This window comes from Caldimonas caldifontis (assembly GCF_002930615.1).
GTDB lineage: Bacteria > Pseudomonadota > Gammaproteobacteria > Burkholderiales > Burkholderiaceae_C > Caldimonas > Caldimonas caldifontis.
In genome coordinates, this window is sequence record NZ_PSNX01000003.1 from 224,865 (window position 1) to 251,103 (window position 26,239).

A 26,239-nucleotide genomic window follows, 5' to 3' on the forward strand; every position below is an offset into this window, starting at 1 on the left:
AGGGTGCTCTGTGCAGCGCTCCCCTAAGGCAGGAGCCTCGCCGCCATCTCGGGCAGCACGATATGACGAAGCGCTCGCAGGACTGCGAGCTGCTGCGCTTTCTCCTGGGGTGGCAGCTGCGCCGGCAAGCCTTCTTGTTGCGAGTCCTGCTCTGAGTCGAGCGCATCAAAGGCACCAAGGACGCGGGCCACGACTTCACGGATGGTCCGAACGGCCAGTTTCTCAGGCACACCGAGAACCTGGCCGGCGGCCAGCACGGCCTGAGGCGTCACCTGGTCGAAGCGCGTGACGTCCTTCGATAGATGGACGGCCAGAGGCACCTGGGGCCACTTCCCGTTGTCGTCTGCAAACGCTCGGGTGTGGTAGACCCCGGTGGCCAGCAAGTCGTAGTGAGGGGAGAGGGCGATTCGACCCGGGGTGACCAGGAACGACAGGTTCTTCAGATGGCAGTCGTCGTTGGCCACGAGAAGGTTGAAGACCAGCCAGCGAAAGAGCAGCACGGGTGTCGTGAGCTTGTCAGAGCAGGCCTGAGAAACCTCTCGCAGGGCTTGGACGTCCTTTCCGTACTTGAACACCCGCGACTTGTTGAGCAGCTGACAGGCGTCAATGGCGTGCACGCGCTGCACCTCAGGTGGCGCTGTACCGGATTCCGGTGCCAACGCGGCACGGTCAAATCGGCGGTCAAACCGTTCAATGGCGTAGACCGGCTGTGGAACGTGCAGCAACTCCACGGCTGGCACATCCAGCTTTGCGGAGGCTGCCAGCTTCATGGTGAGCCATTCCAGGTAGGCCGAGGCGGGGTAGGTCTCGCTCGAAGGGTGGTCTGGCTTGAGGATGTGGGTGGAGGGCATCGCGCCCACCGGCTCGTAGACGTCCTGGCCCTTGAGCACCGCCAACATCTTGTGTTGTGCCCCGGCCAGCGACATGCGCTTGGGCGCCTCCCTCGTCAACGTGGAGCGAGGCAACCCGCGTATTCGTTGGCTCAGCGCCTCATAGGGCAAGGGCTTCAGTGCAGGATGGGTCGCAGGCTCCTGGCCTTGCGGCAACAGCGTCAAGGAGCCCGCTGACTCGGCACCCAGATACTCCAACAGCGCGAAGGCATCCTCGTGATGGCGCAGCTTGGCGTCCGCCGCAACGAGCTCGCGCAGCTTCTCTTCGGGCAACAAGTTGTCGAAGTACCACTGCACCGGCCGAAGCGTGGCCCCGTCGCGGTGCAGCAGCTGGCCGCGCGGCAGGGCCGGGCTGAGGTCAAAGCTGTCTTCTCGAGCGGCCCATTCCGGGAGGTAGGCAAGGGCCCAGAGGTCGTTGTCCTCATGCAGCGTGCCAACGCGGACCTGGTTGATGAAGATGTTGAGCCGGCGGCCCCCTGGGGGCAGCGCGTCTTTCGTCGCATCAGTCACCAGCGTTGGCCCCATCCGTTCCGGCCTTCATCGACTCGCTGCCTTTCGCAAGGGCAGGACGCTTGCGACTCTGCCGACTCGCCCGGCGCAACTGGGCCTTGCTCAGTTCGTCCCGGTAGGACAGCACCTCCGACTCCGGAAGCTCCAGGACCACCTTCACGCCCAGACGCTGCAGCAACTCCAAGACCCTGCCCATCTGCACGGTCGCCTTGCCGTTTTCCAGATCGGTCATGAACTGCTTGCTCACCCCCGCCGTGAGCGCGAAGTCGTCGATGCGAATGCCCGCTCGCTTGCGCAGAGTTCGGATGGCAACGCCTGCTTCCAGGACCGAGGTCAAAGGGATGCCCATGAGTATTCCTACGTTCACAGGAGTTGTACTCTGACACAGGTCACGTATCTAGAACATTCCTTTGACCGCAGGAATATTCTGCGTTCACGGCCTCTTTTCGTTCAATGTTCTTACGGTGTGAGGAACTTCTGAAGCTGGGTGATGGGCGTCGATGACAAGCTATGGGTGCTGGCTACAACAACCTCACACATCAATATTCGCCGCCCTCAGCGCATTGCTCTCGATGAAGTCGCGACGCGGCTCCACCTCGTCGCCCATCAGCATCGTGAACACCCGGTCGGCTTCGATGGCGTCTTCGATCTGCACGCGCAGCAGGCGGCGCACGTTGGGGTCCATGGTGGTTTCCCAGAGCTGCTCGGGGTTCATTTCGCCCAGGCCCTTGTAGCGCTGACGGCCCACGCTGTTTTCGGCCTGCTGCATCAGCCAGGCCATGGCCTGGCGGAAGTCGGCGACCTTGGCTTCCTTCTGCTTGTCGCCTTCGCCCTTGCGGACCACGGCGTTGTCGCTGACCAGGCCCTTGAACATCTTGCCGGCGGTGCTCAGGGCTTCGTAGTCGGCGCCGTGCACGAAGTCGGCGCTGATCACGCTGGTCTTGAGGTTGCCGTGGTGGCGGCGGCCGATGCGCAGCATCTGCTTGTCGGTGCGTTCGTCATACACGGCTTCCACCTGGGCGTCGTGCAGCGCGGCCTTCAGGGCGGCGGCTGAGGCCTGGGCCTGTTCGGCCGTGTCAAGCTGCAGCTCCAGGCCATCGGCCAGGGCGCGCAGGGCTTCCACGTCCATCCAGTTGGCCAGGCGGTCGATCACGTTGTTGGCCAGCACGTACTGGCGCGCCAGGGTTTCCAGCGTTTCACCTTCGAGCACCGTGCCATTGACGCCCGTGTCCAGGCGCGCATCCTTCAGCGCCACGCGAAGCAGGTAGGCGTCGAGTTCGTGCGCGTCCTTCAGGTACTGCTCGTCCTTGCCCACCTTCACCTTGTACAGCGGCGGCTGGGCGATGTAGATGTGGCCGCGCTCCACCAGTTCGGGCATCTGGCGGTAGAAGAAGGTGAGCAGCAGGGTGCGGATGTGCGCGCCGTCCACGTCCGCATCGGTCATGATGATGATGCGGTGGTAGCGCAGCTTGTCGGGGTTGAAGTCGTCCTTGCCGATGCCGGTGCCCAGCGCGGTGATCAGCGTGATGATCTCGTTGCTCGAGAGCAACTTCTCATAGCGTGCCTTCTCGACGTTCAGAATTTTGCCGCGCAGCGGCAGGATGGCCTGGAACTTCCGATCACGGCCCTGCTTGGCCGAACCGCCGGCGGAGTCGCCCTCGACGATGTAGATCTCGCACAGCGCGGGGTCTTTTTCCTGGCAGTCGGCCAGCTTGCCGGGCAGGCCCAGGCCGTCGAGCACGCCTTTGCGGCGTGTCATTTCTCGGGCTTTGCGGGCAGCCTCTCGTGCGCGGGCAGCTTCCACGATCTTGCCGCAGATGATCTTGGCGTCGGTGGGGTTTTCCAGGAGCCAGTCGGTGAGCTTGCCAGCCACGATCTCTTCCACCGGGCCACGCACCTCGCTGGACACCAGCTTGTCCTTGGTCTGGCTGCTGAACTTCGGCTCGGGCACCTTCACGCTCACCACGCAAGCCAGGCCTTCACGCATGTCGTCACCACTGACTTCGACCTTGGCCTTCTTGGCCAGCTCGTTGTCCTCGATGTACTTGTTGATCACACGGGTCATCGCCGCACGCAGGCCGGTCAGGTGGGTGCCGCCATCACGCTGGGGGATGTTGTTGGTGAAGCACAGAACGTTCTCGCTGTAGCCGTCGTTCCATTGCATCGCCACCTCGACCCCGATGTTGGTGTTCTGGTCGCTGAGCTTGTCGCCTACGGCATGGAAGACATTGGGGTGCAGCACCTTCTTGCCCTGGTTGATGAAATCGACAAAACCTTTCACGCCCCCGGCGAAGGCGAAGTTGTCTTCCTTGTTGTGGCGCTCGTCCACCAGACGAATCTTCACGCCGTTGTTCAGGAAGGACAGCTCGCGCAGCCGCTTGGCCAGGATGTCGTAATGGAAGTCGTTGTTCTGCTGGAAGATCTCGTCATCGGGCAGGAAGTGCACCTCGGTGCCGCGCTTGTCGGTCTCGCCGATGACCTTCATGGGGCTCACCTCGAAACCGTTGCGCTGCTCGAGCACGCGATCCTGCGGCACGCCCTTGCGGAACTCGAGGAAGTGCACCTTGCCGTCGCGGCGGATGGTCAGACGCAACCACTTCGACAAGGCATTCACGCACGACACGCCCACGCCATGCAGGCCGCCCGAGACCTTGTAGCTGTTCTGGTTGAACTTGCCGCCCGCGTGCAGCTCGGTCAGTGCGATCTCGGCCGCACTGCGCTTGGGCTCGTGCTTGTCGTCCATCTTCACGCCGGTGGGGATGCCGCGGCCGTTGTCGATGACGGAGATCGAGTTGTCGGTGTGGATGGTGACGACGATGTCGTCGCAATGCCCGGCCAGGGCTTCGTCGATGGAGTTGTCCACCACTTCGAAGACCAGGTGATGCAGGCCCGTGCCGTCGGAAGTGTCGCCGATGTACATGCCGGGGCGCTTGCGCACGGCCTCCAGGCCTTCCAGGATCTGGATGGAGCTTTCGCCATAGCCGCCGGCATCCACAGGCTTGGACGAAGGTGCTTGGCTCGGGGTCGGTTCAGACATGGGGGACTCTTTTCAAACATGCATGCCCGCGCGTGGCGGGCATCGGGAAACAGGGGCTGGGCTGGGGGGTGAGCCTCAGATCCGCATGGGCATCACGACATACTTGAAGCCGTTGTCGTCGGGGATGGTGATCAGCGCGCTGGAGTTGGCGTCCTGCAGCTCGACCTTCACCATCTCCTGGCTCATGTTGGCCAGGGCATCGACCAGGTAGGTCACGTTGAAGCCGATCTCGATGGTGTCGCCACCGTAATCGATCTCCAGCTCCTCCTTGGCCTCTTCCTGTTCGGCATTGCTCGAGGCGATGCGCAGGGTACCGGGCTCGATGTTCACGCGCACGCCCTTGAACTTCTCGCTCGTGAGGATGGCCGCGCGCTGCAGGCTGGCCAGCAGCGCCGCACGGCCCAGCGTGACGCTGTTCTTGTGGTTCTTGGGGATGACGCGGTTGTAGTCGGGGAACTTGCCTTCCACGAGCTTGGTGACGAACTCCATGCCCGAGAAGCTGAACTTGGCCTGGTTGCCGGCAAAGCGCATCTCGATGGGGGTGTCCTCATCCTTGAGCAGGCGCTGCAGCTCCAGCACGGTCTTGCGCGGCAGGATCACCTCCTGGCGCGGCATCTCCACTTCCAGCGTGGCGCTGGCCAGGGCCAGGCGGTGGCCGTCGGTGGCCACGAGCGTGAGCTGCTTGCCTTCGGCCACGAAGAGGATGCCGTTGAGGTAGTAGCGGATGTCGTGCACGGCCATCGCGAAGTGCACCTGCCCGATCAGGCTCTTGAGCGTCTTCTGCGGCACGCTGAAGCTCGGGCCGAAGTCGGCGGCTTCCTGCACCAGCGGGAAGTCCTCGGCCGGCAGGGTCTGCAGTGTGAAGCGGCTTTTACCGCCTTGCAGCGTGAGCTTGTTCTGGTTGGCCGAAAGCGACACCACCTGGTCGGCCGGCAGCGAGCGCAGGATGTCGATGAGCTTGCGCGCGCCCACCGAGGTGCTGAAGTTGCCGGCATCGCCCTCCAGTTCGGCCGTGGTGCGCACCTGGATCTCCAGGTCGCTGGTGGTGAACTCCACCTGGGCTCCGGTCTTGCGGATGAGCACATTGGCCAGGATGGGCAGGGTGTGGCGGCGCTCCACGATGCCGGAGACGGCCTGGAGGGCGCCGAGCACTTTGTCCTGGGGTGCTTTCAACACAATCATGTGAACCTCTTAAGGTGGTAGCCGTAGTAGGGGGCCGTTGTTTTTGTGGAGAACGCTATTTTGTCTTGTTCGATCAAGGGCTTGGCGCAAGGACAAGCCTGTGGGGGGTGCCGGGGGAAGCCCGCGCGCTGACCGACAACAACTTCGCAAAAGCGGCCGATCCTGTGGACAAGGCGGAGCTTGTTCCAGAGTTGTCCCCAGCTTTGTGCTTTGACAACAAGCCCCCCCTTGGTGCTGATGGCGCGTGTCATGGTCGGTGTCAGCCCTTGAGGGTCTGCTCCAGCACGTGCAACTGCTGGTTCAGCTCAGTGTTCTTGCTGCGTTCGCCACCGATCTTGCGCACCGCGTGCAGCACGGTGGTGTGGTCGCGTCCGCCAAAGAGCTCGCCGATCTCGGGCAGGCTCTTCTGCGTCAGTTCCTTGGCCAGGTACATCGCGATCTGGCGCGGTCGGGCGATGGAGGCGGGCCGCTTCTTGGAATACATGTCGGCGACCTTGATCTTGTAGAAGTCGGCCACCGTCTTCTGGATGTTCTCGACCGAGATCTGCCGGTTCTGGATCGAGAGCAAGTCCTTGAGTGCCTCGCGGGCCAGGGCGATGTTGATTTCCTTGTGGGAAAACCGTGAATAAGCCAGGATCTTGCGCAACGCGCCTTCGAGTTCGCGCACGTTGGCGCGCACGTTCTTGGCCACGAAGAAGGCCACGTCCTCGGGCATCTGGGCGCCTTCGGTCTCGGCCTTCTTGATCAGGATGGCCACGCGCATCTCCAGCTCGGGCGGCTCGATGGCCACGGTGAGGCCGGAGTCGAAGCGGCTGGTCAGGCGCTCGTCGATGTCCACCAACCCCTTGGGGTAGGTGTCGCTGGTCATGATGATGTGGGCCTTCTTGGCCAGCAGGGCCTCGAAGGCGTTGAAGAACTCTTCCTGGGTGCGGTCCTTGCCGGCGAAGAACTGCACGTCGTCGATCAGCAGCAGGTCGAGCTGGTGGTACTTGGCCTTGAGCTCGTCGAAGGTCTTGCGCTGGTAGTTCTTCACCACGTCGGAGATGAACTGCTCGGCGTGCAGGTAGAGCACCTTGGCATCGGGCCGGTCGGCCAGCAGGGCATTGCCCACGGCGTTCATCAGGTGGGTCTTGCCCAGGCCCACGCCACCGTAGATGAAGAGCGGGTTGTACATCTGGCCCGGCGCCCCGGCCACATGCAGCGCGGCGGTGCGCGCCATCTGGTTGGCCCGCCCGGGCACCAGGGTGTCGAAGGTCAGGCTGGGGTTGAGCCGGTTGCGCGAGGGCTGGGAGGCCGGTGCGGGAGCCGGACTGACCACGGGGGGAGCCACGGCGTGCCCGTTGTGGCTGCCGTTCAGTCCCTGGGGCAGGGCGTGCACCGCCGCAGCCACCGGGCGCGGTGAAAGGGCTTCACGGGGCGCCAGGCTCAATTCGAGCCGCATGGGCTGCCCGTTCAGTTCGGCCAGCAAGGCCTCGATACGGGCGGCGTACTGGTTGCGGATCCAGTCGAGCTTGAAGCGGTTGGGCACGCGCACCGACATGACCGGCCCGGCCTCGGTGTGCGTGACGAGGCCTGCGGGCAGCGGTCGGATCCAGGTGGCGAATTGCTGTTCGGGCAGTTCGGTGGCGAGTCGTTCGCAGCACCGCTGCCACAAGTCGGAGCTCATGGAGTTGTGGAAAACTTTTTCTTGGAGCCGGGCGATTCTAGCCCCGACGAGGGCCTGAGGGGGGACTTATCCACAGAAAATGTGCCCGGGCAAACCCCCAGGCCAACGCCAGGTATCGTGCGCAAGTCATTGACCTGAAAGGGGGTGTTTGGTGTAATTGAGGGTTTCCCGAATTCGGGCGACTTCGTCGAACTCATCCATTCGCGCCCTCCGGGCGGAGTGCTCCGAGAGGATCCATCATGAAACGCTCTTACCAACCTTCCAAGGTCCGTCGTGCGCGCACGCACGGCTTCCTGGTGCGCATGAAGACCAAGGGTGGCCGCAAGGTCATCAACGCTCGTCGCGCCAAGGGCCGCAAGCGCCTGGCCGTCTGATCCCGCGCGGCGAGCGCCGGGTTGGCCCCGTCCTCGACGCCTGTGGGCCTGGTGCGACTCAAGCGTCGCGCCGATTTCGAACGGGTGCTGGGGGCTGGCGGCCCGGCCATCGTGGCCCGCAGCCCGCATTTCGTGCTGCACCACTTGCGTGAATCCGGCCAGTTGTCAACAGGGTCTGCCCCTGACAGTGGCCCGCTTGTGGATGGCTCGATGGCCTTGCCCCGGCGGCTGTGCGTGGGGGTGGTGATTCCGAAGCGCTGGGCGCGTCGGGCCGTCACCCGCAACGTGCTGAAGCGGCAGATGTACGCAGCCTTCGCGCGCTACCAACACGTCCTGCCCGGCGGGATGTGGGTGGCGCGCTTGCGCTCGTCCTTTGATCGCAGCCAGTTTCCCAGTGCGGATTCGCCCGCTTTGCGCCAGGCCGTGCGTGTCGAGATCGATGCACTGATGGCCGGTGCCGCGCGGCGTCTGGGCCTGGGGGGCCAGCCATGATGGCCGGGGCCCTCAAGGCGATGGTGCGCGGCTACCAGCTGCTTTTCAGTGCCTGGGTGGGGGGCGACTGCCGTTTCGAGCCCACCTGCTCGGCCTATGCGCTGCAGGCGCTCGACCGCCACGGCGCGGCCGCGGGCAGTTACCTGGCCGCCCGCCGCCTGCTGCGCTGCCACCCCTGGTGCGAGGGTGGCCACGACCCGGTGCCTGCGCGGCGACCGGGCCTGTTCTCCCGCCATGTCGAGCCCGGTCCCGTGCCGGGCGCCACGTCCAATTCCACCAGCGAGTCGTCTCCATGACCGATATGCGCCGCACCATCCTGTGGGTGGTGTTCTCGATGTCCCTCGTCCTGCTCTGGGACGCCTGGAACAAGCACTCCGGCCGGCCCTCGATGTTCTCGCCGACCCCCGTGGCCCAGCAGAGCGCGCCCGCCTCCGCCACACCCGAAGGTGGCGCATCGGCCGCAGCCTTGCCGGCCCCGGCGGCAGTCACCACTCCGGGCAGCATTGCCACACAGGCCGCCGTGCCCGCAGCGGCCACGCCTGCAGCGTCCGAGCGGCTGGAGATCACCACCGACGTGGTCAAGGCCGTGATCGACACCCAGGGTGGCACGCTGAGCTACGTCGAGTTGCTGAAGTTCTCCGACCAGAACGACCGCAGCCGCAACGTGGTGCTGCTCGACCAGTCGGCCCAGCGGGTCTATCTGGCCCAGACCGGTCTGATCAACAAGGACGATGCGGGCGAGCGCTTCCCCAACCACTTCACGGTGATGACCGCCGAGCCGGGCCCGCGCGTGCTGGCCGATGGCCAGGACCGCCTGGAGGTGAAGCTGAGCTCGCCGGTGGTGGGCGGCCTGCAGTACGTCAAGACCTATACCTTCACCCGGGGCGAATACACGGTGGGCGTGCGCCATGAGGTGGTCAACAGCGCCGACGCGCCGCGCGATCCTCAGCTCTACCTGCAGCTCGTGCGTGACGGCAACCCGCCTCCCGGTGAGTCGAGCTTCTACTTCACCTTCACGGGCCCGGCGCTCTACACCGACGCCAAGAAGTTCCACAAGATCGACTTCAAGGACATCGAGCGCGGTCGCGCTGAAACCGCGGCACCGGCCGACAACGGCTGGATCGCGATGGTGCAGCACTACTTCGCCTCGGCCTGGCTGCTCAACGTGCCGGGCCACGACAGGCTGCAGCGCGAGTTCCGCACGGCCAAGGTGAGCAACAACCTCTACTCGATCGCAATGGTCGTGCCCCTGCCCACGGTGGCCCCCGGCGAGACGCACACCGTGGAGACCACGTTCTTCGTGGGCCCGCAGGAAGAGAAGAAGCTCGAAGCCCTGGCCCCCGGCCTGGAACTGGTGAAGGACTATGGCTGGTTCACCATTCTGTCCAAGCCGCTGTTCTGGCTGCTCGACAAGCTCCATGCACTGCTGGGCAACTGGGGCTGGTCGATCGTGGCGCTGGTGTTCCTGCTGAAGGCGGCCTTCTACTGGCTCAATGCCAAGGCCTATGCCTCGATGGCCAAGATGAAGGCCGTGGCGCCCCGCATCACCGAGCTGCGCGAGCGCTACAAGGACAAGCCGCAGCAGATGCAGCAGGAGATGATGCGCATCTACCGCGAGGAGAAGGTCAACCCGATGGGTGGGTGCTTCCCCATCCTGATCCAGATCCCCGTGTTCATCGCGCTGTACTGGGTGCTGCTGTCGTCGGTGGAGATGCGCAACGCGCCCTGGATTCTGTGGATCACCGACCTGTCGGCCAAGGATCCGTATTACATCCTGCCGCTGCTGATGACGGCCTCGACATTGCTGCAGACCTGGCTGAACCCCACGCCGCCGGACCCCATCCAGGCCAAGATGATGTGGATCATGCCGCTGATGTTCTCGGTGATGTTCTTCCTCTTCCCGGCCGGCCTGGTGCTGTACTGGCTGACGAACAACATCCTGTCGATCGCGCAGCAGTGGTACATCAACAAGAAGCTGGGCGTGCTCGACCTCAAGTTCTCGAAGAAGAGCTGAGCCTGACCTGCTGAACCCGACGCCCTGTGGTGCAAGCCGCGGGGCGTTTGTCTTTTGTGAGGACAATGCATCCCATGCTGCCTCGCCATCAGGATCCCATCCTTGCGATTGCCACCGCCCCCGGCCGCGGGGCCGTGGGCATCGTGCGGGTGTCGGGGCGCGACCTGTCGGGCTTCGTGTCGGCCTTGCTGGGCCGCGCGCTGCAGCCGCGCCATGCCCATTACCTGCCCTTCCCGGACGCCCAGGGCCAGGCCATCGACCAGGGGCTGGCGTTGTATTTCCCGGCCCCCCATTCCTACACCGGCGAAGACGTGCTGGAGCTGCAGGCCCATGGCGGGCCGGTGGTGCTGCAGCTGCTGCTGGCCCGTTGCCTGGAGGTGGCCGCCACGGCGCTGCCGCCGCTGCGCCTGGCCGAGCCGGGCGAGTTCACCGAACGGGCCTTTCTGAACGACAAGCTCGACCTCGCCCAGGCCGAGGCGGTGAGCGACCTCATCGAAGCCAGCACCGAAGCGGCGGCGCGCTCGGCCGGGCGCTCGCTGCAAGGGGCCTTCTCGCAGCAGGTGGAGGCCTTGCGCGAACGCCTGGTGCGTCTGCGCATGCTGGTGGAGGCCACGCTCGACTTCCCCGAGGAAGAGATCGACTTCCTCGAGAAGGCCGATGCGCGCGGCCAGCTCGACGCCATCCGCACCGCACTCGATGCCTTGCTGGACCGCGCCCACCAGGGCGCCCTGCTGCGCGAAGGCATCCGACTTGTGCTGGCCGGCCAGCCCAACGTGGGCAAGAGCTCCCTGCTCAATGCCCTGGCCGGGGCCGAACTGGCCATCGTCACCCCCATTCCCGGCACCACGCGCGACAAGGTCAGCGAGACCATCCAGATCGAGGGCGTGCCGCTGCACATCATCGACACCGCCGGCCTGCGCGAAGCCACCGACGAGGTGGAGCGCATCGGCATCGCGCGTACCTGGAGCGAGATCGGCCAGGCCGATGCCGTGCTCTTCCTGCACGACCTCACCCGCCTGGGCCAGGCCGACTACGACGCGGGCGAGGCGGCGATCGCCTCGCGCCTGCCCGAGGGCGCGCGCATCGTGCACGTGTACAACAAGCTCGATGCCGGCGGCCTCCCGGCGGGCCTGGGCGAACCCCACGTGGCGCTGTCGGCGAAGACGGGCGAAGGGCTGGAAGCCTTGCGCCGGCAGCTGCTGGCCCTGGCCGGCTGGCATGCCCAGCCCGAGGGGGTGTTCATCGCGCGCGAGCGGCACCTGCGCGCGCTCAGGCGCACGGCGCAGCACCTGGCCCAGGCCGACGCCCACGCCCGCGTGGCCGACGCCGCGCTGGACCTGCTGGCCGAGGAGCTGCGCCTGGCCCACGATGCGCTGGGCGAGATCACCGGCCGCATGACGGCCGACGAGTTGCTGGGCGAGATCTTCAGTAAGTTCTGCATCGGCAAGTAACGGCGGCCCTCCCGCCCGCGATGAACGGCGCACGAGCGCCGATGGACGCGCGCAACCCCCCACCCTGAGCCGGGGGGCGTGATTGTGGGGGCGCGGTGACACGTCCCATAATGGGTGCACCTGATGCCGGGGCCTCGCGCCTTCGCGCAGGCGGCATCCAGCGCAGTGCAAAGGACAGAAGAACATGGAAGGCCAGGACCTGATCCAGGCGGTGCAGTCGCTCAACACCGAGGACGCATTCCGCCCCCGACTCAATGCCCAGCAGTGGCAGCAGCTCACGCAGTTCCTCACGCGCCACGAGGTGCGCATGGGCGACCAGGTGATCAAGCAGGGCGACCGCGACCGGGCGATGTACTTCCTGGCCCAGGGCACGATGCAGGTGTTCGTGAGTGGCGGCCCACCGGGTGCCAACAAGGTGGCCATCCTGCGCCCCGGCGCGATCCTGGGCGAGCCCTCGCTTTTTGCCGACGGGCCGCGCATGGCCAACGTCGAGGCCATGACGCCCGGCGTGATCTACGCGCTGCGTCTGCCGCGCCTGGAAGAGATGGCCGCCCGCCTCCCGGTGGTGGCCCTGGAGGTGCTGCGGGCGGCCGGTGCGGTCATGGCCATTCGCATGCGCGCCAACCTGGCCAACCGCATGCCCATGACCTGAGTGGTCCTTGCCTCAGTGCCCCTCGAAGCTCACCAGGGTGAAGAGGGGCAGCCCGCTGGCGCGCAGCTTGTCGCCGCCGCCCAGTTCCGGCAGCTCGACGATGGCGGCGCCCTCGATCACCGTGGCGCCCAGGCGTTCGAGCAGGCGTTTGCCGGCCATCATGGTGCCGCCGGTGGCGATGAGGTCGTCGATCAGCACGACGCGGTCGCCGGGCTTCACGGCATCGGTGTGCAGCTCCACCGTGGCCGATCCGTACTCCAGCTCGTAGGTTTCTTCCACCGTGGTGAAGGGCAGCTTGCCCTTCTTGCGGATGGGCACGAAGCCGACATTGAGCTCGTAGGCCAGCACCGAGCCGATGATGAAGCCGCGTGCGTCCAGCCCGGCCACCACGTCCACCGTGGTGTCGAAGTAGCGGTGCACGAACTGGTCGATCAGCACCCGGAAAACCTTGGGGTTCTGCAGCAGCGGCGTGATGTCGCGGAACTGCACGCCTGGCGAGGGCCAGTCGGGCACGGTGCGGATGTGGCGCTTGATGTAGTCGGCGGTGTCCATGGCAGAGGCGCAAGAGGGCGGGGTGGGCCGCCCGCGCGTCTCAGGCGCCCAGGCTCAGCCGGCCCAGCATTGTGCCGCCATCGGGGCCGCCGCGGATCACCACAGCCTCGCCCATGCCCACCCAGGTGCCGGTGAGCGCGGTGATGTTGACCTGGTGCGTCACCCAGGCCTCGAAGCCTGGTGCGGGCAGCCCGGCCAGCGCGCGCCGCAGTTCGGCGGTCTGCGGGTCGCGCTGGGCCGCGCGTTCCGCAAAGAAGGAATGCAGGGCGGGCCAGATCTCGTGGCGCCCGAAGGCCAGCTCGGCCGTGTCGATGCAGCGGCACCAGCCACTGGAGCGCACCGCGCGGGGCACCAGGCCGCGCGCGGCCAGGGCCTGGCCGATGCGTCGGGATTGGGCCCGGCCGGCTTCAGACAGATTGCGCTGGGTGCTGCACTGGCCCAGTCGGAACCCAGGCGGGTCGCCCACGCCGGCTTCGGTCTGGGCGTGGCGCAGCATCAGGACCGTGCCACCTTGGCGCAGGGCGTCGAAGAGTGCGTCGTCGCTGGCCTGGGCGCGGCCCAGCCCGGGCGTGAGGCCCAGGGTGGCCAGGCCATGCAGGGCGAGGCGGCGCTGCATGGCCGGCCCCTGGCTCAGGCCGTCACCGGCGTGAAGTCGTAGCCGTCGCCACGGGTGCGGATCGCGCCGAAGGCGGGGAAGGGGAAGTGGTAGCCTCCCACCGTCACGCCGTCCTGCGCGGCCATGGCGAGGATCTTGCGGCGCACGGCGCGCGCGGCCTGCGGATCCATGTCGAAGGCCACGGCCCAGTCGGGCTGGCGCACGAAGAGCGCGGGGATGTTGGACAGGTCGGCCACGTTGAGGAAGCGCTGGCCACCCGACTCCACCTGGAACATCGACATGCCCGGCGTGTGGCCGTGGGCCGAGATCGCGCGCAGACCCGGCATCAGCGTCGCGTCGGCGGCGAATTTCTGCACCTCGCCGGCGATGGGGCCGAAGACCCGGCGCACGTTCTGGAAGGCACCGCGCATCGCCTCGGGGGCGGCGTTCATGCGGGCATCGTCCATCCAGAAGGCCCATTCGGCCTCGGGCACCCAGACCTTGGCCTTGGTGAAGGGCGTCTGGCCTTCGCGATTGCGCAGGCCGTTGATGTGGTCGCCGTGGAAGTGCGTGATCAACACGGTGTCGATGCTGTCGGGGGCGATGCCGGCGGCCTGGAGATTGGCGAGCAGCCGGCCGGTGGTGGGCGCGCCGAACTGGCCGTTGCCGGTGTCCATCAGCACGCGACGCTCGCCCATGATGGCCACGAAGGCGGTGAAGCTGATGTCCACATGCGTGGTGGGCAGGCCGGCCTCGGTCAGGGCGGCCTGGACCTGCGACAGCGGCACGTCGCGCACGAAGCCTTCGGCCAGCGGTCGGCGGGCCACGCCATCATGGATGGCCACGATCTCGACCTCCCCGATGCGCAGGCGGGCAAAGCCGGGGTTGGGCAGGGTGGGGGTGCCCAGGTCGGGCGCGTTCTGGGCCCACACGGGCGCAAAGCCCAGGGAGCCGAAAGAGCCAAGGGCCAGGGCGGCCGAACCGGCAAGAAACTGGCGGCGATGCATCATGGGAACGCTCCTGTTCAAATTGCGACCAATGGGTAACAAATGGATCGCGATGGTGGCGCCATTTGGAATCCCGCGCCAGTCGAACCTGGAAGCCCCCGCAGGGTTCCCGACTTTGCGCGCTGTGCGCGCAGTGTCTCAGGGGCCGAGCAGGCGTTCCTCGGCTCGCGCCAAGGCTTCCGGCAGCCCGAGCAGCACCAGCGTGTCGTCGCCGCGCAGGAGCAACTGGGCGTCGGGTCGCACCACGGCGCCCTGGGACCGCCGCACCGACACCACCTGCACCGCCAAGGCATCCAGCGCCAGCCGGATGAGGGGCTGGCCGGCCCAGGGCGAGCCGGTCGGCAAGGTGACGGACTGCAGGCGCTGGGTGTGGGTTTCGTCGGCCCCGCTGTCGTCGGCGCCGTGGAAGTAGCCGCGCAGCAGGCTGTAGCGGGCCTCGCGCTGTTCCTGCACGCGGCGCAGCACGCGGCGCATGGGCACGCCCACCAGGGCCATGGCATGCGAGGCCAGCATCAGCGAGCCCTCGATGGCCTCGGGCACCACCTCGGTGGCGCCGGCCGCGCGCAGGCGCTCGAGGTCGGCGTCGTCGATGGTGCGCACGATCACCGGCACCTTCGGCGCGTGCTCGCGCACGAGCTGCAGGATCTTCAGCGCCGAGGCGGTGTCGTGGTAACTCACCACCACGGCACTGGCGCGCGACAGGCCCGCGGCCATCAGGCTCTGCAGCCGTGCGGCGTCGCCGAAGACCACGCTCTGGCCGGCCGCCGCCGCCTGGCGCACGCGGTCGGGGTCGAGGTCCAGCGCCATGTAGGGGATGGATTCCGCCTCCAGCATGCGCGCGAGGTTCTGGCCGCTGCGGCCGTAGCCGCAGATGATCATGTGGGCCTCGGTGCGGATGGATTTCTTCGCGATGCTGGTGAGCTGCACCGACTGCAGCATCCAGTCGTTCGAGGACAGGCGCATCACGATGCGGTCGGCATGCTGGATGATGAGGGGTGTGGCCAGCATCGACAGCACCATGGCGGCCAGCACCGCGCTGCGCAGGTCGGTGGGCACCAGGCCGCGGTCGGTGGCGAGGTTGAGCAGGACCAGGCCGAACTCGCCGGCCTGCGCGAGGTACAGGCCCGTGCGCAGGGCCACGCCGGTGGGCGAGCCGAAGAGCTTGGCCAGCACGGCAATGAAGACGAACTTGAACAGCAGCGGCAGCGTGAGCAACAGCAGCACCAGCGGCCATTGCTGCCACACCACGCGCCAGTCCAGCAGCATGCCGATGGTGATGAAGAACAGGCCCAGCAGCACATCATGGAAGGGGCGGATGTCGGCTTCCACGTGGTGCTTGTATTCGGTTTCGGCGATCAGCATGCCGGCCACGAAGGCGCCCAGGGCGAGCGACAGGCCGGCGTGCTCGGTGAGCCAGGCCAGGCCCAGGGTGACCAGCAGCACGTTGAGGATGAAGAGCTCCTCGCTCTTGCGCCGCGCCACCAGGGTGAGCCACCAGCGCATCACGCGCTGCCCGCCCACCAGCAGCACGCCCAGCAGTGCCGTGGCCTTGAGCAGGGCCAGGCCCAGGTCGTGCACCATCACGTCGGCCGCAGCCCCCAGCGAGGGGATGAGCACGAGGAAGGGCACCACGGCCAGGTCCTGGAAGAGCAGCACCGCGATCACGCGCCGGCCATGCTCGCTGTCGAGCTCCAGCCGCTCGGCCATGAGCTTGACCACGATGGCGGTGGACGACATCGCCAGCGCACCACCCAGTGCCAGCGCGGTGGGCCAGGGCAGGCTCCAGGACCGCCCGATGGCGCTGAAAACCAGCGCCAGCCCGGCGTTGCCCGCCACCACCAGCGCCACCGTGCCCACGACCTGGCTGAGCCCCAGCCCGAAGACCAGGCGACGCATGCTCCTGAGCTTGGGCAGGTTGAATTCCAGCCCGATCACGAACATCAGGAAGACCACGCCGAATTCGGCCAGGTAGCGGATCCCGGCCGAGTCCTTGGCCAGGGCCATGGCATTGGGGCCGATCAGCACGCCCACGGCCAGGTAGCCGAGCATGGGCGGCAGCTTGAGGCTGCGGCAGGCGACCACCCCCAGCACAGCGGCCAGCAGGTAGAGCAGCACGAGATCGAAGGTGGAGGCCATGGTGGCGCGCGCGGGAAAAGCCGGCGCGAGCCGGGCCCGGCGCCTAGAATCCCTGGCATCCTAAACGAGCAACCCCCGCGCTGCCTGAACCCATGTCAAGCCCGCCCGCCCCTGGCTTCAATGCCGACCGTGCCATCGAGCTGGCTCGCCAGACCCTGCAGATCGAGGCCCAGGCCCTGCTGGCCCTGAAGGACCGCCAGGGCGAGCCCCTGGCCCAGGCCGTGGGCCTGATCCTGGCCTGCACCGGCCGGGTGGTGGTGATGGGCATGGGCAAGAGCGGCCACGTGGGTCGCAAGATGGCCGCCACCTTGGCCTCCACCGGCACCCCGGCCATGTTCGTCCACCCGGCCGAGGCCAGTCACGGTGACCTGGGCATGGTCACGCCCGCTGACGTGGTGATCGCGATCTCGAACTCCGGCGAGAGCGACGAGCTCACCGCCATCCTGCCCCTGCTCAAGCGCCTGGGGGTGCGCCTGATCGGCATGACGGGGCGCGCGACCTCCACGCTCGCCAGGCACAGCGACGTGATGCTCGACACCTCGGTCGCGCAGGAGGCCTGTCCGTTGAACCTGGCTCCCACGGCCAGCACCACCGCCCAGATTGCCCTGGGCGATGCCCTGGCCGTGGCCCTGCTCGACGCCCGCGGCTTCCGCGAGGAGGACTTCGCGCGCTCGCACCCAGGCGGGGCGCTGGGCCGCAAGCTGCTCACCCACGTGCGCGACGTGATGCGCCAGGGCGAGGCCGTGCCGCGCGTGCGGTCGGACACCGGCTTCTCGGCCATGATGCGCGAGATGTCGGCCAAGGGCCTGGGCGCCACCGCGGTGGTGGATGCCGAGGACCGTGTCGTGGGGATCTTCACCGACGGCGACCTGCGCCGCCAGATCGAGCAGGGCCGCGACCTGCGTGGCCTGAGCGCTGGCGACCTGATGACCCGACACCCGCGCACCGTGCGCGCCGATGCGCTGGCCGTCGAGGCAGCCGACCTGATGGAAGAGGCCCGCATCACCTCGGTGCTGGTGGTGGACGAGGCGCAGCGCCTAGTGGGGGCGCTGAACACCAACGACCTGATGCGTGCCAAGGTGATCTGATGCGCGAGCTGCGTCCGGTGCTCACCGCCCCGCCCGAGCTGCTGCTGCAGGCCCAGGGCGTGCGCGCGGCCATCTTCGACGTGGACGGCGTGCTCACCGACGGCCGGCTCTACATCGGCGAGGACGGCGAATCCTTCAAGGCCTTCCATGCGCTGGACGGCCATGGCCTCAAGCTGCTGCCGCGCGCGGGCATCGAGCCGGTGGTGATCACCGGGCGCGACTCGCCCGCGGTGCGCCGTCGCCTGGCCGACCTGGGCATCACGCGGGCGCACTTCGGCGTGCACGACAAGCTGGCCGTGGCTCAGGCGCTGCTCGATGCGCAAGGCTGGTCCTGGGACGAGCTGGCCGTGATCGGCGACGACTGGCCCGACCTGCCGCTGATGGTGCGCGCCGGCTTCGTGGGCGCCCCGGCCAATGCCCACGCCGAAGCCAAGGCCGTGGCCCACCATGTCAGCGCGCTGCGTGGCGGGGAAGGGGCCGCACGCGAGTTCTGCGACCTCCTGCTGATGGCCAGCGGCCGCTACGCCGAGTTGCTGCACGGCCACCTGCAGACCCTGGACGACGGGCGTGCCGGTGCTGCCGACTGACGATTCCCTGCCCCCGGCGAATGAGGTCGCGACGGCGTCGCCGCCCCTGCCTCGCTGGGCCCGCGCCTGGGACCAGCTCATGGCCTCGCTGCCCGTGCTGCTGATGGCCCTGCTGGCTGCCTTCACCTACTGGCTGGTGCGCAGCACCCCGGTGCCCGAGGCGCCCCGCGAGGCGGCCGCGCCGCGCAGCGACCCCGACTACGTCATGCAAGGCTTTTCGGTGCAGCACTACAGCGAGGCCGGCCTGCCCGGTGTGCGCCTGGAAGGTCGCGAGATGCGCCACTATCCCGACACCGACCGCATCGAGATCGACGACGTGCGCGTGCGCCACACCGACGAGCAGGGCCGCCTCTCGGTGGCCACCGCGCGCCAGGCCCAGGCCGAAGGCGACGGCAGCGAGGTGCGTCTGGTGGGCCAGGCCGTGGTCGTGCGCGAAGCCCTGTCACCCGACGCCACCGACCCGCTCGCCCAACGCCTCGAGTTTCGCAGCGAGTTCCTCCACTTTTTCGTCGATGACCAGCGTGTGGAGTCGGATCAGCCCGTGACCCTGGTACAGGGCGGCGCGCAGATCCGCGGCCAGGCGCTGCGGTATGACCACAGCCGCCGGGTGCTCGAACTGACCGGTGGCGTGCAGGGCGAACTCCCCCCGGCCGGCCGCCGCGCCGCAGCGTCGTCATGACCCGCCCGCTCGCCTACATCACCGGCGCGTCCAGCGGCATCGGCCAGGCCCTGGCGCAGCGCTTCCACCGCGGCGGCTACCGCCTCGCCCTGGTGGCGCGCCGCGCTGCCGAGATCGAAGCCTGGGCGCAGGCCCAGGGCTGGACCGCCGAAGACTGCACGGTCTATGCCGCCGACGTGCGCGACGTGCACGCCATCACCGCCGCGGGCCGCGCCTGCATCGACGCCCAGGGCCTGCCCGACGTGGTGATTGCCAACGCCGGCATCAGCGTGGGCATGGACACCGCCGTGTTCGACGACCTCGACGTGATGCGTGCCATCTTCGAGACCAACAACCTGGGCATGGCCGCCACCTTCCATCCCTTCATTGACGGCCTGCGCACCCGCCGCTCCGGCCGCCTGGTGGGCATCGCCAGCGTCGCGGCCATCCGCGGCCTGCCCGGCCACGGCGCCTATTGCGGCAGCAAGGCCGCGGTGGTGAGCTACTGCGAAAGCCTGCGCGGCGAGATGCGCCCCTACGGCGTGAGTGTCGTGACCCTGCTGCCCGGCTACATCGACACCCCGCTCACGCGCGAGAACCGCTACCCCATGCCCTTCCTGATGAGCGCCGACGCCTTCGCCGACCGCGCCTTCGCCGCCATCGAGGCCGGTGTGAGCTACCGCGTCATCCCCTGGCAGATGGGCATTGTCGTCAAGCTGCTGCGCCTGCTGCCCAACGCGCTGTTCGACCGGGTCTTTGCGGGGCGGGAGCGGAAGAAGCGAACAGGGGAGTGAGGATCCTCACAGGCACAGCAAGCTGCCTGGCACCAGGCGCCATCGGTCCTTGGTGAAGTGGCCGCGGACGAAGGCGTTGGCGACGAAGCCTTCGGTGATGTCCTCCTGCACCATGTTGAGCGAGCAGGCCCAGGCATCGATCACGCGGCCATCGGGCGCCTCCACCTGATCCGCCTTGCAAGCCCCTTTCAGCACCGCTCGGTGATGCTCGGGATGGTCCAGCGCATCCCCCAGCACCTGCGCCAGCCGGTCCCGCAGCGTGAGGCGGGCATCGAGGGCCTCGCTGGACATGCAGCCTGAACCGCGCAGGGGCACGTCGCCCTGGCTCAGGAAGAGTTGCATCATCTGTGCCCCATTGGGCGGTTGGCTGGGATCGATGGCCAGTCGCTCGCCTGTCCAGGGGTCGACGGGGGCGTGGGCGCAGCCCACCAGCATCAAGGCTCCCCCTAGGCGCCACAGTTGCGTTCTCAAATGAACTCTCCGAAGTAGAACTCCACGGTCTTGCCAGACATTTGATAGACCCGGCCGAAACGTTCATTGAAGGCTGAGACGGCTTCACTCACCACCCGACGCCCCGTATTGCTGTAGTGCCAGACGGTTCCTCCAAGGTGGATGCCGATGTGCTTCCAGCGGGAGTCGCGCATCTCCAGCTGGTGGCCAACCTCGACGACGTTGCTGGTGTGGGTCACAAAGATCAGGCAACCCTGGAGGTGCAAGGGCCGCTGGGACCACAAACCTCGTTGGCGGCAGCGGTTGAAGACTTCGTCCACGCGGAGGTTGGCACCGGGCTCCTCGCGCTGCTTGTCCGTCCAGGTGAAGGTCTTGCATGTGTGTCCGAAATCGTAGCCCAGCATGTGGCTCACGAAGTGGGCGCAATGATTCTGTTGATTGTCTTTGGCGATGGAGAAGGGGCACAGGTCGCTGATGTGCTTGCCAACGGCGTCGGCAAGGGGCACGGTGGTGTGCAGCATGGAAAGTCCTCTCTGAATCTTGTGGTGCGTGGCGCCCGGGAGGCGCCTGGGGATTCTAGGAATCAAGGCCTGCAAGTGACTGTGTCGAGCCGTAAGCGGCCGTGACAGGCCCTCGCGACGGATCGCGGCGCGATCGGGAGACAGCGCCGGGCATCGGCGCTATCGTTGGGCCCGGGCCATCCACCGTGCGGTGGCCGGGAGACGCACATGCCCACCCGCATCGAAACCGATTCCATGGGGCCCATCGAGGTGCCGGCCGATCGCTACTGGGGCGCGCAGACGCAGCGCTCGGTGCAGCACTTTGCGATTGGCGTGCCGCGCTTCGTGTGGACGCGGCCCGTCATTCGCGCGCTGGGGCTGCTCAAGCTCGCGGCGGTGCGGGCCAATGGCGACCTGGGTGAATTGCCGCTGCAACTGGTCTCGCTGATCGCGCCGGCGGCCGAGGAGGTGGCCGAGGGGCGGCTCGACGAGCACTTCCCGCTCGTGGTGTTCCAGACGGGTTCGGGCACGCAGTCGAACATGAATGCCAACGAGGTGATCGCCAACCGCGCCATCGAGCGTGCCGGTGGCGTGCTGGGCAGCAAGCAGCCGGTGCACCCGAACGACCACGTCAACCGGGGTCAGTCGTCGAACGACACCTTTCCCACCGCCATGCACATCGCCGTGGTGGAGCAGCTGCACGAGCGGCTCTTCCCCGCGGTGGAGGCGCTGCGCCACACGCTGGACGTGAAGGCCAAGACCTACGAGCACCTGGTGAAGACCGGCCGCACCCACCTGCAGGACGCCACGCCCATCACTCTGGGGCAGGAGATCGGCGCCTGGGTGTCGCAACTCGACTTCGGACTGCAGGCGGTGCGGCAGTCGCTGGGCGGGCTGTATGACCTGGCCATCGGCGGCACGGCGGTCGGCACGGGGCTCAACGCCCACCCGCACTTCGGCGAGCGCACGGCCTGGCACCTGGAACAGCTCACCGGCCACCCCTTCCGCAGCGCGCCCGACAAGTTCTTCGCGCTGGCCGCGCACGACGCGCTGGTGCAGTGCTCGGCGGCGCTGCGCACCCTCGCCGGCGGCCTGATGAAGATGGCCAACGACGTGCGCTGGCTGGCCAGCGGGCCGCGCTGCGGCATCGGCGAGTTGCGCATCCCCGAGAACGAGCCGGGCTCGTCCATCATGCCGGGCAAGGTGAACCCCACCCAGTGCGAGGCGCTCACGATGGTGTGCGTGCAGGTCTTTGGCAACGACGCAGCCGTGGCCTTTGCGGGCACGCAGGGCAACTTCCAGCTCAATGTGTACAAGCCCGTGATGGTGCACAACGTGCTCGAGAGCATCACTTTGCTGGCCGATGCCTGCGAAAGCTTCGATCGCCACTGCGCCCAGGGCCTGGCGCCCAACGAGCCGGTGATCGACGAGCACCTGGAGCGCAACCTGATGCTGGTGACGGCGCTGAACCGGCACATCGGCTACGACCGCGCCGCGCAGATCGCCAAGGCCGCCCATGCGCATGGGCTCACGCTGCGCGAGGCCGCGATCGAAAGCGGCTTCGTGAGCCCGGAAGACTACGACCGCTGGATCGACCCGCTGGCGATGACACGTCCTGGCTGACCGGCCTTGTGGCACCATCGCGGCCGATCATGATCGACGTCGTTGTCTTCTTCTTCCTGCTGGGCGTGTTCGCCCGCCTGGTGCGCTCGGACCTGCGCCTGCCCGAGGCGCTGTACGAGACGCTGTCCATCTACCTGCTGCTGGCCATCGGCCTGAAGGGCGGCATCGAGCTGTCGAAGCAACCGCTGGTGGCGCTGCTGCCGCAGATCGGCGCCACCATGGCGCTGGGGCTGGCCATTCCCTTCGTGCTCTACCCGGTGCTGCGGGGGCTGCGTCTGAGCGGGCCGGATGCGGCCTCGGTGGCCGCCCACTACGGTTCGGTGAGCGTGGTGACCTTCGCCGTGGCCAGCGCGGCCCTCATGCGCGAGGGCATTCCTTTCGAAAGCCATGCCTCGCTGTGGGTGGCGGTGATGGAGGCGCCAGGCATCATTTCAGGCATCCTGCTGGCGCGGCTGTCCCGCCTGCGCGAGGTGAAGTGGGCCACGCTGGCCCATGAGGTGGCCTTCGGCAAGAGCGTGCTGCTGCTGGTGGGCGGCCTGTTCATCGGCGCCATCGCCGGCGAGGCAGGCACGGCCCCCATCCAGGCCGTGTTCGTCGAGCCCTTCAAGGGCGTGCTGGCGCTCTTCCTGCTGGAACTCGGTCTGGTGGCCGGTGGTCGCCTGGCCGAGGTGAGGCGCTTCGGCTTCGTGGTGATCGGCGTGGGCCTCGTCGTGCCGCCGGTGCTGTCGCTGGCCGGCGCGGGCGTGGGCCTGATGCTGGGCCTGTCCACCGGCGGGGTGGCGCTGCTGGCCACGCTGGCGGCCAGTGCCAGCTACATCGCGGCGCCCACGGCCATGCGCATCGCGGTGCCTGAAGCCAATGCGGGTCTGTCGATCACGGCGGCGCTGGGCGTGAGCTTTCCCTTCAACATCCTCGTGGGCATTCCGCTGTACATCGCGATGGCCCAGGCCCTGACCGGAGGCTGAGCATGGCCCTCATCAAACACCCCCGCATGCTGCTGGTGATCATTGCCGAGGCGGCGCTGGAGAAGCAGCTCGTGGCCGACGTGAAGCGCCTGGGCGCGCACGGCTACACCGTCTATGACGTGCGCGGAGAAGGGACGATGGGTGTGCGCGAAGGCGCCTGGGAGGCCGACCGGACCATCGAGATGAAGGTGATCTGCGAAACGGCCGTGGCCGACCAGATCGCCGAGCACGTGCTGGCCCAGTATGTGCCGCACTTCGGCGTGACGATGTTCTTTGCCGACGTGCAGGTGCTGCGCCCGCACAAGTTCTGAGCGCCCCCACCAAGCAAAACGGCGAAGCCGAAGCTTCGCCGCCTTGTGTGTGAGGCGCTGGGGTTCAGTAGCCGCCGCGACCGCCGCCGCCATAGCCACCGCCACCCCCCCCGCCGTAGCCGCCACGGCCACCGCCACCACCGCCACCGTAGCCCCCGCGGCCGCCGCCACCGCCACCGCCGCCAAAGCCGCGGCCACCGCCGCCGCCAAAGCCACCCGGGCGCGGTTCACGCGGACGGGCTTCGTTGACGACAATGGCGCGGCCAGAGAGGGCCTGGCCATTCATGCCGTTGATGGCCGATTGGGCTTCGGCGTCCGAGCCCATCTCCACAAAGCCGAAGCCCTTGGAGCGGCCGGTGTCGCGGTCCATCATGACCTTCGCCGACGTCACGGCACCGAACTGGCTGAAGGCCTCGTTGAGGTCTTCGTCACGCACGGAATAGGCGAGGTTGCCCACGTATAGCTTGTTGCCCATCGAGAGAGCTCCTTTCAATCGCTCATCGGTCAGTTGGAGCTTCTACCCGTCGAGAACCACTCACGCCTAGGCGCCGCATCCACACAGAGACTCGGCCATTATGGGCGAGCGGCCTGCGAATGGGAGGCTCAGGTGTGAAAAAGTGTTGTTTTCCCGGGGCGGGTTTCTCCGGGGGGCGGGGCGTTCCCCCCTTTGGTGCGTGACGGGGCGGGGTGTGCTTGAGGCAAGATCAGACCATGCCCCTGTTCGCCCCCGACGCTCCCCGCATCGCCAGCTTGGTGCCCTCGGTCACCGAGTTGCTGTTCGCGCTGGGCCTGGGCCCCTGGGTGGTGGCGCGCACGGGCTTCTGCGTCCACCCGCGCGAAGCGGTGGCGGCCGTGCCCAAGGTGGGCGGCACCAAGGACGTGAAGCTCGAGGTGCTGCGTGCGCTGGCCCCCACGCATGTCGTGGTGAATGTGGACGAGAACGAGTGGCCCACGGTGCAGGCGCTGCGCGAGTTCGTCCCGGAGGTGATCGTCACCCACCCGTGCGCGCCCGAGGACAACCTGGCGCTGTACGAGCAGGTGGCCCAGGCCTTCGGTCACCTGCCGGGCGTGCGGGAGCGGGCCGAGGACCTGTCTGGCCGGCTTCGCGATGCGCTGATGTCCTTGGACAGCGCCGGTCCCTGGCCCGAGCGCCGGGTGCTCTACGTCATCTGGCGCGAGCCCTGGATGACGGTGGCGCGTGACACCTACATCTCGCGGCTGCTCGCCCGCGTGCGCTGGCAGACCTGGCCGGAGGTGGCGGGGGGGTCTCATGGCGCAGCGCGTTACCCGGTGTTCGAGTGGAGCGAGGCGCGGGACGCCGGCGTGGACCTGGTGCTGCTGTCCAGCGAGCCCTACCGCTTCGACGAGCGCCATCGCGACGAGGTGGCGCAACGGCTGCCCGGCGCGCAGGTCCTGCTCGTCGATGGCGAAATGTTGAGCTGGTATGGCAGCCGGGCGGTGGAGGGGCTGGCCTACCTCAAGACCCTGGCAGCTGGTGTCTTGGGCCCATGACACTCGATCCGCGCACCCTCTTCTTCTCGATGTGGCTCACGGTGAGCCTCACGATCGTGGCCTTGCTGGTGGGCGTGGGCTGGACGCGGGCCGGACGGGGCCTGCGGGCCTGGACAGTGGCGTTGCTGCTGCAGTCGCTGGGCTGGGCCTTGCTGATGGTGTCCTACCAGGGGTGGCCGCGGGAGCTGGCCACCCTGGGCGCGGCCTCGCTGGTGGGCAGCGTCAGCGCCATGGTGGTGGCGGCGCAGCACTACCTGGGCGGCAGCGTCTCGCGGGTCTGGGTGTGGGGGCCGCCGCTGCTGTCGGGGATGGTCCACTGGTGGGTGTTCGAGCACTTCGCCGCACGTATCGTCGTCATCAATCTCACGCTGGGCCTGCAGATGGCGCTGCTGGGCGCCTTGCTGCTGCGTTCCGGCTCTGGCAGCGCGGGGCGCAGCCGATGGCGCTGGCTGGCAGCCGCTGGCCTGCTGGCATCGGCCCCTCTGGTGCTGGCTCGCGCGGCCCTCGTGATCTGGGCGCCCGCCGACTATCCGTCTTTCGAGTCGCCGCACTGGCTGAACGTCGTGGGCCTGATGGTCAATGGCGCCTGCCTGGGCATCGGGACCCTGGCTTTCCTGATGGCCCATCGCGATGAGGCCGAAGCCCAGCTCGCCCGCCTGGCGACCCAGGACCCGCTGACCGGTCTGCTCAACCGCCGCGCGCTGATGGAGCAGGGCGAGCGCCTGGTGCAGCTGGCCCGCCGCCATGGCGCACCCCTCACGGTCATGATGTTCGACATCGACCACTTCAAGCGCATCAACGATGAGCGTGGCCACCCCGTTGGAGATCGTGTAATTGCTCACTTCGCTGCAGCGCTCCACAGCACCTTGCGCGAAGGAGACGTGCTGGGCCGCTACGGCGGGGAGGAGTTCGTTGCCGTGCTGTACGACGGCGGCCTGGACACGGCGGCTTCGGTGGATGCGCGCCTGCGCGCCTGGTTGGGCGAGACGCAAGGGGCCCTCGGGTTCCCGGTGAACTTCAGCGCCGGTGCGGCGGGCCTGGGCGCTGAAGGCGGCTCACTGGAGGCCGTCATCGCCCGGGCCGACGAGGCGCTCTACCGGGCCAAGCAGGGCGGGCGGGGGCGCCTGGTGCTGTCCGACGGGCGGTAACCCTGATCCCCGCATGCCGCCGCGTGCGCTGCCTACAATGAATCC

Annotated in this window: 27 protein-coding genes; 15 read left to right on the forward strand and 12 right to left on the reverse strand. The window is 67.7% G+C overall.

Annotation, left to right across the window (positions count from 1 at the left end):
- Nucleotides 1-23 precede the first annotated feature (23 nt).
- The 5 genes from C1704_RS04330 to dnaA form a co-directional block, all read right to left on the reverse strand.
- Nucleotides 24-1,415: a HipA domain-containing protein gene (locus C1704_RS04330; protein ID WP_104301336.1), complete on the reverse strand. Its 1,392-nt coding sequence runs from the start codon at nt 1,413-1,415 to the stop codon at nt 24-26.
- On the reverse strand, nt 1,393-1,749 hold the full coding sequence (locus C1704_RS04335) for a helix-turn-helix domain-containing protein (RefSeq protein WP_104301338.1): 357 nt from the start codon (nt 1,747-1,749) through the stop codon (nt 1,393-1,395). Before C1704_RS04335 ends, C1704_RS04330 begins: the two co-directional genes overlap by 23 nt.
- 183 nt (nt 1,750-1,932) lie before the next feature.
- Nucleotides 1,933-4,437, reverse strand: a complete 2,505-nt coding sequence (gene gyrB, locus C1704_RS04340; protein ID WP_104301340.1) for a DNA topoisomerase (ATP-hydrolyzing) subunit B — start codon at nt 4,435-4,437, stop codon at nt 1,933-1,935.
- Between the two features lie 75 nt (nt 4,438-4,512).
- Entirely contained in the window at nt 4,513-5,619 is a 1,107-nt protein-coding gene (gene dnaN, locus C1704_RS04345; protein WP_104301342.1) for a DNA polymerase III subunit beta, read from the reverse strand.
- 259 nt (nt 5,620-5,878) lie between these two features.
- The gene (gene dnaA, locus C1704_RS04350; protein ID WP_104301344.1) at nt 5,879-7,285 is read right to left on the reverse strand and encodes a chromosomal replication initiator protein DnaA; all 1,407 of its coding nucleotides are present in this window, start codon (nt 7,283-7,285) and stop codon (nt 5,879-5,881) included.
- 239 nt (nt 7,286-7,524) lie between these two features.
- On the opposite strand from dnaA, the gene rpmH reads away from it, so the two are divergent.
- The 6 genes from rpmH to C1704_RS04380 all read left to right on the forward strand — a co-directional run bounded on the left by rpmH (nt 7,525) and on the right by C1704_RS04380 (nt 12,268).
- Nucleotides 7,525-7,659 carry a 50S ribosomal protein L34 gene (gene rpmH, locus C1704_RS04355; RefSeq protein WP_104301346.1) on the forward strand — a complete coding sequence of 45 codons (135 nt, stop codon included), beginning with the start codon at nt 7,525-7,527 and terminating at the stop codon, nt 7,657-7,659.
- A gap of 21 nt (nt 7,660-7,680) precedes the next feature.
- Nucleotides 7,681-8,151: a ribonuclease P protein component gene (locus C1704_RS04360; protein WP_104301348.1), complete on the forward strand. Its 471-nt coding sequence runs from the start codon at nt 7,681-7,683 to the stop codon at nt 8,149-8,151.
- Nucleotides 8,148-8,447, forward strand: a complete 300-nt coding sequence (yidD, locus tag C1704_RS04365) for a membrane protein insertion efficiency factor YidD (RefSeq protein WP_104301350.1) — start codon at nt 8,148-8,150, stop codon at nt 8,445-8,447. The genes C1704_RS04360 and yidD overlap by 4 nt, the downstream gene beginning before the upstream one ends.
- On the forward strand, nt 8,444-10,165 hold the full coding sequence (gene yidC / locus C1704_RS04370) for a membrane protein insertase YidC (RefSeq protein WP_104301352.1): 1,722 nt from the start codon (nt 8,444-8,446) through the stop codon (nt 10,163-10,165). Before yidD ends, yidC begins: the two co-directional genes overlap by 4 nt.
- Nucleotides 10,166-10,239: 74 nt before the next feature.
- Complete coding sequence (mnmE, locus tag C1704_RS04375) at nt 10,240-11,616, forward strand: tRNA uridine-5-carboxymethylaminomethyl(34) synthesis GTPase MnmE (protein WP_104301354.1); 1,377 nt, start codon at nt 10,240-10,242, stop codon at nt 11,614-11,616.
- Between the two features lie 184 nt (nt 11,617-11,800).
- Nucleotides 11,801-12,268: a cyclic nucleotide-binding domain-containing protein gene (locus C1704_RS04380; protein WP_104301356.1), complete on the forward strand. Its 468-nt coding sequence runs from the start codon at nt 11,801-11,803 to the stop codon at nt 12,266-12,268.
- A gap of 12 nt (nt 12,269-12,280) precedes the next feature.
- Here C1704_RS04380 and C1704_RS04385 read toward each other — a convergent pair whose 3' ends face one another.
- The 4 genes from C1704_RS04385 to C1704_RS04400 all read right to left on the reverse strand — a co-directional run bounded on the left by C1704_RS04385 (nt 12,281) and on the right by C1704_RS04400 (nt 16,558).
- Nucleotides 12,281-12,820 carry an adenine phosphoribosyltransferase gene (locus C1704_RS04385; protein WP_104301358.1) on the reverse strand — a complete coding sequence of 180 codons (540 nt, stop codon included), beginning with the start codon at nt 12,818-12,820 and terminating at the stop codon, nt 12,281-12,283.
- 40 nt (nt 12,821-12,860) lie between these two features.
- A complete protein-coding gene (locus C1704_RS04390) occupies nt 12,861-13,436 on the reverse strand; it encodes a histidine phosphatase family protein (RefSeq protein ID WP_211286824.1) in 576 nt (191 codons plus the stop codon).
- A gap of 14 nt (nt 13,437-13,450) precedes the next feature.
- Nucleotides 13,451-14,425 (reverse strand): MBL fold metallo-hydrolase, encoded by a 975-nt coding sequence (locus C1704_RS04395; protein ID WP_104301360.1) that lies wholly within the window; start codon nt 14,423-14,425, stop codon nt 13,451-13,453.
- Nucleotides 14,426-14,560: 135 nt separating this feature from the next.
- A complete protein-coding gene (locus tag C1704_RS04400) occupies nt 14,561-16,558 on the reverse strand; it encodes a monovalent cation:proton antiporter family protein (protein WP_104301361.1) in 1,998 nt (665 codons plus the stop codon).
- A 92-nt stretch (nt 16,559-16,650) separates the two neighbouring features.
- On the opposite strand from C1704_RS04400, the gene C1704_RS04405 reads away from it, so the two are divergent.
- From C1704_RS04405 to C1704_RS04420, 4 genes are all read left to right on the forward strand, one after another.
- The gene (locus tag C1704_RS04405; RefSeq protein ID WP_104301363.1) at nt 16,651-17,646 is read left to right on the forward strand and encodes a KpsF/GutQ family sugar-phosphate isomerase; all 996 of its coding nucleotides are present in this window, start codon (nt 16,651-16,653) and stop codon (nt 17,644-17,646) included.
- A complete protein-coding gene (locus C1704_RS04410; protein WP_104301365.1) occupies nt 17,646-18,233 on the forward strand; it encodes a KdsC family phosphatase in 588 nt (195 codons plus the stop codon). The genes C1704_RS04405 and C1704_RS04410 overlap by 1 nt, the downstream gene beginning before the upstream one ends.
- Nucleotides 18,234-18,312: 79 nt before the next feature.
- Nucleotides 18,313-18,912 (forward strand): LPS export ABC transporter periplasmic protein LptC, encoded by a 600-nt coding sequence (gene lptC / locus C1704_RS04415; protein ID WP_146076027.1) that lies wholly within the window; start codon nt 18,313-18,315, stop codon nt 18,910-18,912.
- Entirely contained in the window at nt 18,909-19,685 is a 777-nt protein-coding gene (locus tag C1704_RS04420; protein ID WP_104301369.1) for an SDR family oxidoreductase, read from the forward strand. Before lptC ends, C1704_RS04420 begins: the two co-directional genes overlap by 4 nt.
- Nucleotides 19,686-19,691: 6 nt before the next feature.
- Here the strand turns inward: C1704_RS04420 and C1704_RS04425 are convergent, their stop codons facing one another.
- Together C1704_RS04425 and C1704_RS04430 are read right to left on the reverse strand one after the other, a co-directional pair.
- Nucleotides 19,692-20,156, reverse strand: a complete 465-nt coding sequence (locus tag C1704_RS04425; RefSeq protein ID WP_211286826.1) for a hypothetical protein — start codon at nt 20,154-20,156, stop codon at nt 19,692-19,694.
- On the reverse strand, nt 20,153-20,656 hold the full coding sequence (locus tag C1704_RS04430; protein ID WP_104301373.1) for a hypothetical protein: 504 nt from the start codon (nt 20,654-20,656) through the stop codon (nt 20,153-20,155). The genes C1704_RS04425 and C1704_RS04430 overlap by 4 nt, the downstream gene beginning before the upstream one ends.
- Nucleotides 20,657-20,863: 207 nt before the next feature.
- Between C1704_RS04430 and fumC the strand changes: the two genes are divergently transcribed.
- The 3 genes from fumC to C1704_RS04445 are packed head-to-tail and all read left to right on the forward strand — an operon-like array spanning nt 20,864 to nt 23,534.
- Nucleotides 20,864-22,258, forward strand: a complete 1,395-nt coding sequence (gene fumC, locus C1704_RS04435; RefSeq protein WP_104301375.1) for a class II fumarate hydratase — start codon at nt 20,864-20,866, stop codon at nt 22,256-22,258.
- A gap of 29 nt (nt 22,259-22,287) precedes the next feature.
- Complete coding sequence (locus C1704_RS04440; protein ID WP_211286828.1) at nt 22,288-23,223, forward strand: sodium-dependent bicarbonate transport family permease; 936 nt, start codon at nt 22,288-22,290, stop codon at nt 23,221-23,223.
- 2 nt (nt 23,224-23,225) lie between these two features.
- Nucleotides 23,226-23,534, forward strand: a complete 309-nt coding sequence (locus C1704_RS04445) for a P-II family nitrogen regulator (protein ID WP_104301377.1) — start codon at nt 23,226-23,228, stop codon at nt 23,532-23,534.
- Between the two features lie 64 nt (nt 23,535-23,598).
- On the opposite strand, the gene C1704_RS04450 is transcribed toward C1704_RS04445, so the two are convergent.
- Complete coding sequence (locus C1704_RS04450; RefSeq protein ID WP_104301379.1) at nt 23,599-24,009, reverse strand: RNA recognition motif domain-containing protein; 411 nt, start codon at nt 24,007-24,009, stop codon at nt 23,599-23,601.
- A gap of 236 nt (nt 24,010-24,245) precedes the next feature.
- Here C1704_RS04450 and C1704_RS04455 point away from each other — a divergent pair, with 236 nt between their 5' ends.
- Nucleotides 24,246-25,046 carry a helical backbone metal receptor gene (locus C1704_RS04455; protein ID WP_104301381.1) on the forward strand — a complete coding sequence of 267 codons (801 nt, stop codon included), beginning with the start codon at nt 24,246-24,248 and terminating at the stop codon, nt 25,044-25,046.
- Nucleotides 25,043-26,194 (forward strand): GGDEF domain-containing protein, encoded by a 1,152-nt coding sequence (locus C1704_RS04460; protein ID WP_104301383.1) that lies wholly within the window; start codon nt 25,043-25,045, stop codon nt 26,192-26,194. The genes C1704_RS04455 and C1704_RS04460 overlap by 4 nt, the downstream gene beginning before the upstream one ends.
- Nucleotides 26,195-26,239: the final 45 nt, after the last annotated feature.

Excerpts from the sequence above, each read along its gene's own strand:
- fumC (WP_104301375.1), top strand. The coding sequence starts at position 20,864 with ATGCCCACCCGCATCGAAACCGATTCCATGGGGCCCATCGAGGTGCCG.
- dnaA (WP_104301344.1), bottom strand. The coding sequence starts at position 7,285 with ATGAGCTCCGACTTGTGGCAGCGGTGCTGCGAACGACTCGCCACCGAA.
- C1704_RS04400 (WP_104301361.1), bottom strand. The coding sequence starts at position 16,558 with ATGGCCTCCACCTTCGATCTCGTGCTGCTCTACCTGCTGGCCGCTGTG.
- C1704_RS04395 (WP_104301360.1), bottom strand. The coding sequence starts at position 14,425 with ATGATGCATCGCCGCCAGTTTCTTGCCGGTTCGGCCGCCCTGGCCCTT.
- mnmE (WP_104301354.1), top strand. The coding sequence starts at position 10,240 with ATGCTGCCTCGCCATCAGGATCCCATCCTTGCGATTGCCACCGCCCCC.
- C1704_RS04385 (WP_104301358.1), bottom strand. The coding sequence starts at position 12,820 with ATGGACACCGCCGACTACATCAAGCGCCACATCCGCACCGTGCCCGAC.
- C1704_RS04460 (WP_104301383.1), top strand. The coding sequence starts at position 25,043 with ATGACACTCGATCCGCGCACCCTCTTCTTCTCGATGTGGCTCACGGTG.
- C1704_RS04405 (WP_104301363.1), top strand. The coding sequence starts at position 16,651 with ATGTCAAGCCCGCCCGCCCCTGGCTTCAATGCCGACCGTGCCATCGAG.
- dnaN (WP_104301342.1), bottom strand. The coding sequence starts at position 5,619 with ATGATTGTGTTGAAAGCACCCCAGGACAAAGTGCTCGGCGCCCTCCAG.
- rpmH (WP_104301346.1), top strand. The coding sequence starts at position 7,525 with ATGAAACGCTCTTACCAACCTTCCAAGGTCCGTCGTGCGCGCACGCAC.
- C1704_RS04440 (WP_211286828.1), top strand. The coding sequence starts at position 22,288 with ATGATCGACGTCGTTGTCTTCTTCTTCCTGCTGGGCGTGTTCGCCCGC.
- C1704_RS04410 (WP_104301365.1), top strand. The coding sequence starts at position 17,646 with ATGCGCGAGCTGCGTCCGGTGCTCACCGCCCCGCCCGAGCTGCTGCTG.
- C1704_RS04330 (WP_104301336.1), bottom strand. The coding sequence starts at position 1,415 with ATGGGGCCAACGCTGGTGACTGATGCGACGAAAGACGCGCTGCCCCCA.
- C1704_RS04420 (WP_104301369.1), top strand. The coding sequence starts at position 18,909 with ATGACCCGCCCGCTCGCCTACATCACCGGCGCGTCCAGCGGCATCGGC.
- yidD (WP_104301350.1), top strand. The coding sequence starts at position 8,148 with ATGATGGCCGGGGCCCTCAAGGCGATGGTGCGCGGCTACCAGCTGCTT.
- C1704_RS04445 (WP_104301377.1), top strand. The coding sequence starts at position 23,226 with ATGGCCCTCATCAAACACCCCCGCATGCTGCTGGTGATCATTGCCGAG.
- lptC (WP_146076027.1), top strand. The coding sequence starts at position 18,313 with ATGGCCTCGCTGCCCGTGCTGCTGATGGCCCTGCTGGCTGCCTTCACC.
- C1704_RS04335 (WP_104301338.1), bottom strand. The coding sequence starts at position 1,749 with ATGGGCATCCCTTTGACCTCGGTCCTGGAAGCAGGCGTTGCCATCCGA.
- gyrB (WP_104301340.1), bottom strand. The coding sequence starts at position 4,437 with ATGTCTGAACCGACCCCGAGCCAAGCACCTTCGTCCAAGCCTGTGGAT.
- yidC (WP_104301352.1), top strand. The coding sequence starts at position 8,444 with ATGACCGATATGCGCCGCACCATCCTGTGGGTGGTGTTCTCGATGTCC.
- C1704_RS04455 (WP_104301381.1), top strand. The coding sequence starts at position 24,246 with ATGCCCCTGTTCGCCCCCGACGCTCCCCGCATCGCCAGCTTGGTGCCC.
- C1704_RS04430 (WP_104301373.1), bottom strand. The coding sequence starts at position 20,656 with ATGCTGCACACCACCGTGCCCCTTGCCGACGCCGTTGGCAAGCACATC.
- C1704_RS04380 (WP_104301356.1), top strand. The coding sequence starts at position 11,801 with ATGGAAGGCCAGGACCTGATCCAGGCGGTGCAGTCGCTCAACACCGAG.
- C1704_RS04450 (WP_104301379.1), bottom strand. The coding sequence starts at position 24,009 with ATGGGCAACAAGCTATACGTGGGCAACCTCGCCTATTCCGTGCGTGAC.
- C1704_RS04390 (WP_211286824.1), bottom strand. The coding sequence starts at position 13,436 with ATGCAGCGCCGCCTCGCCCTGCATGGCCTGGCCACCCTGGGCCTCACG.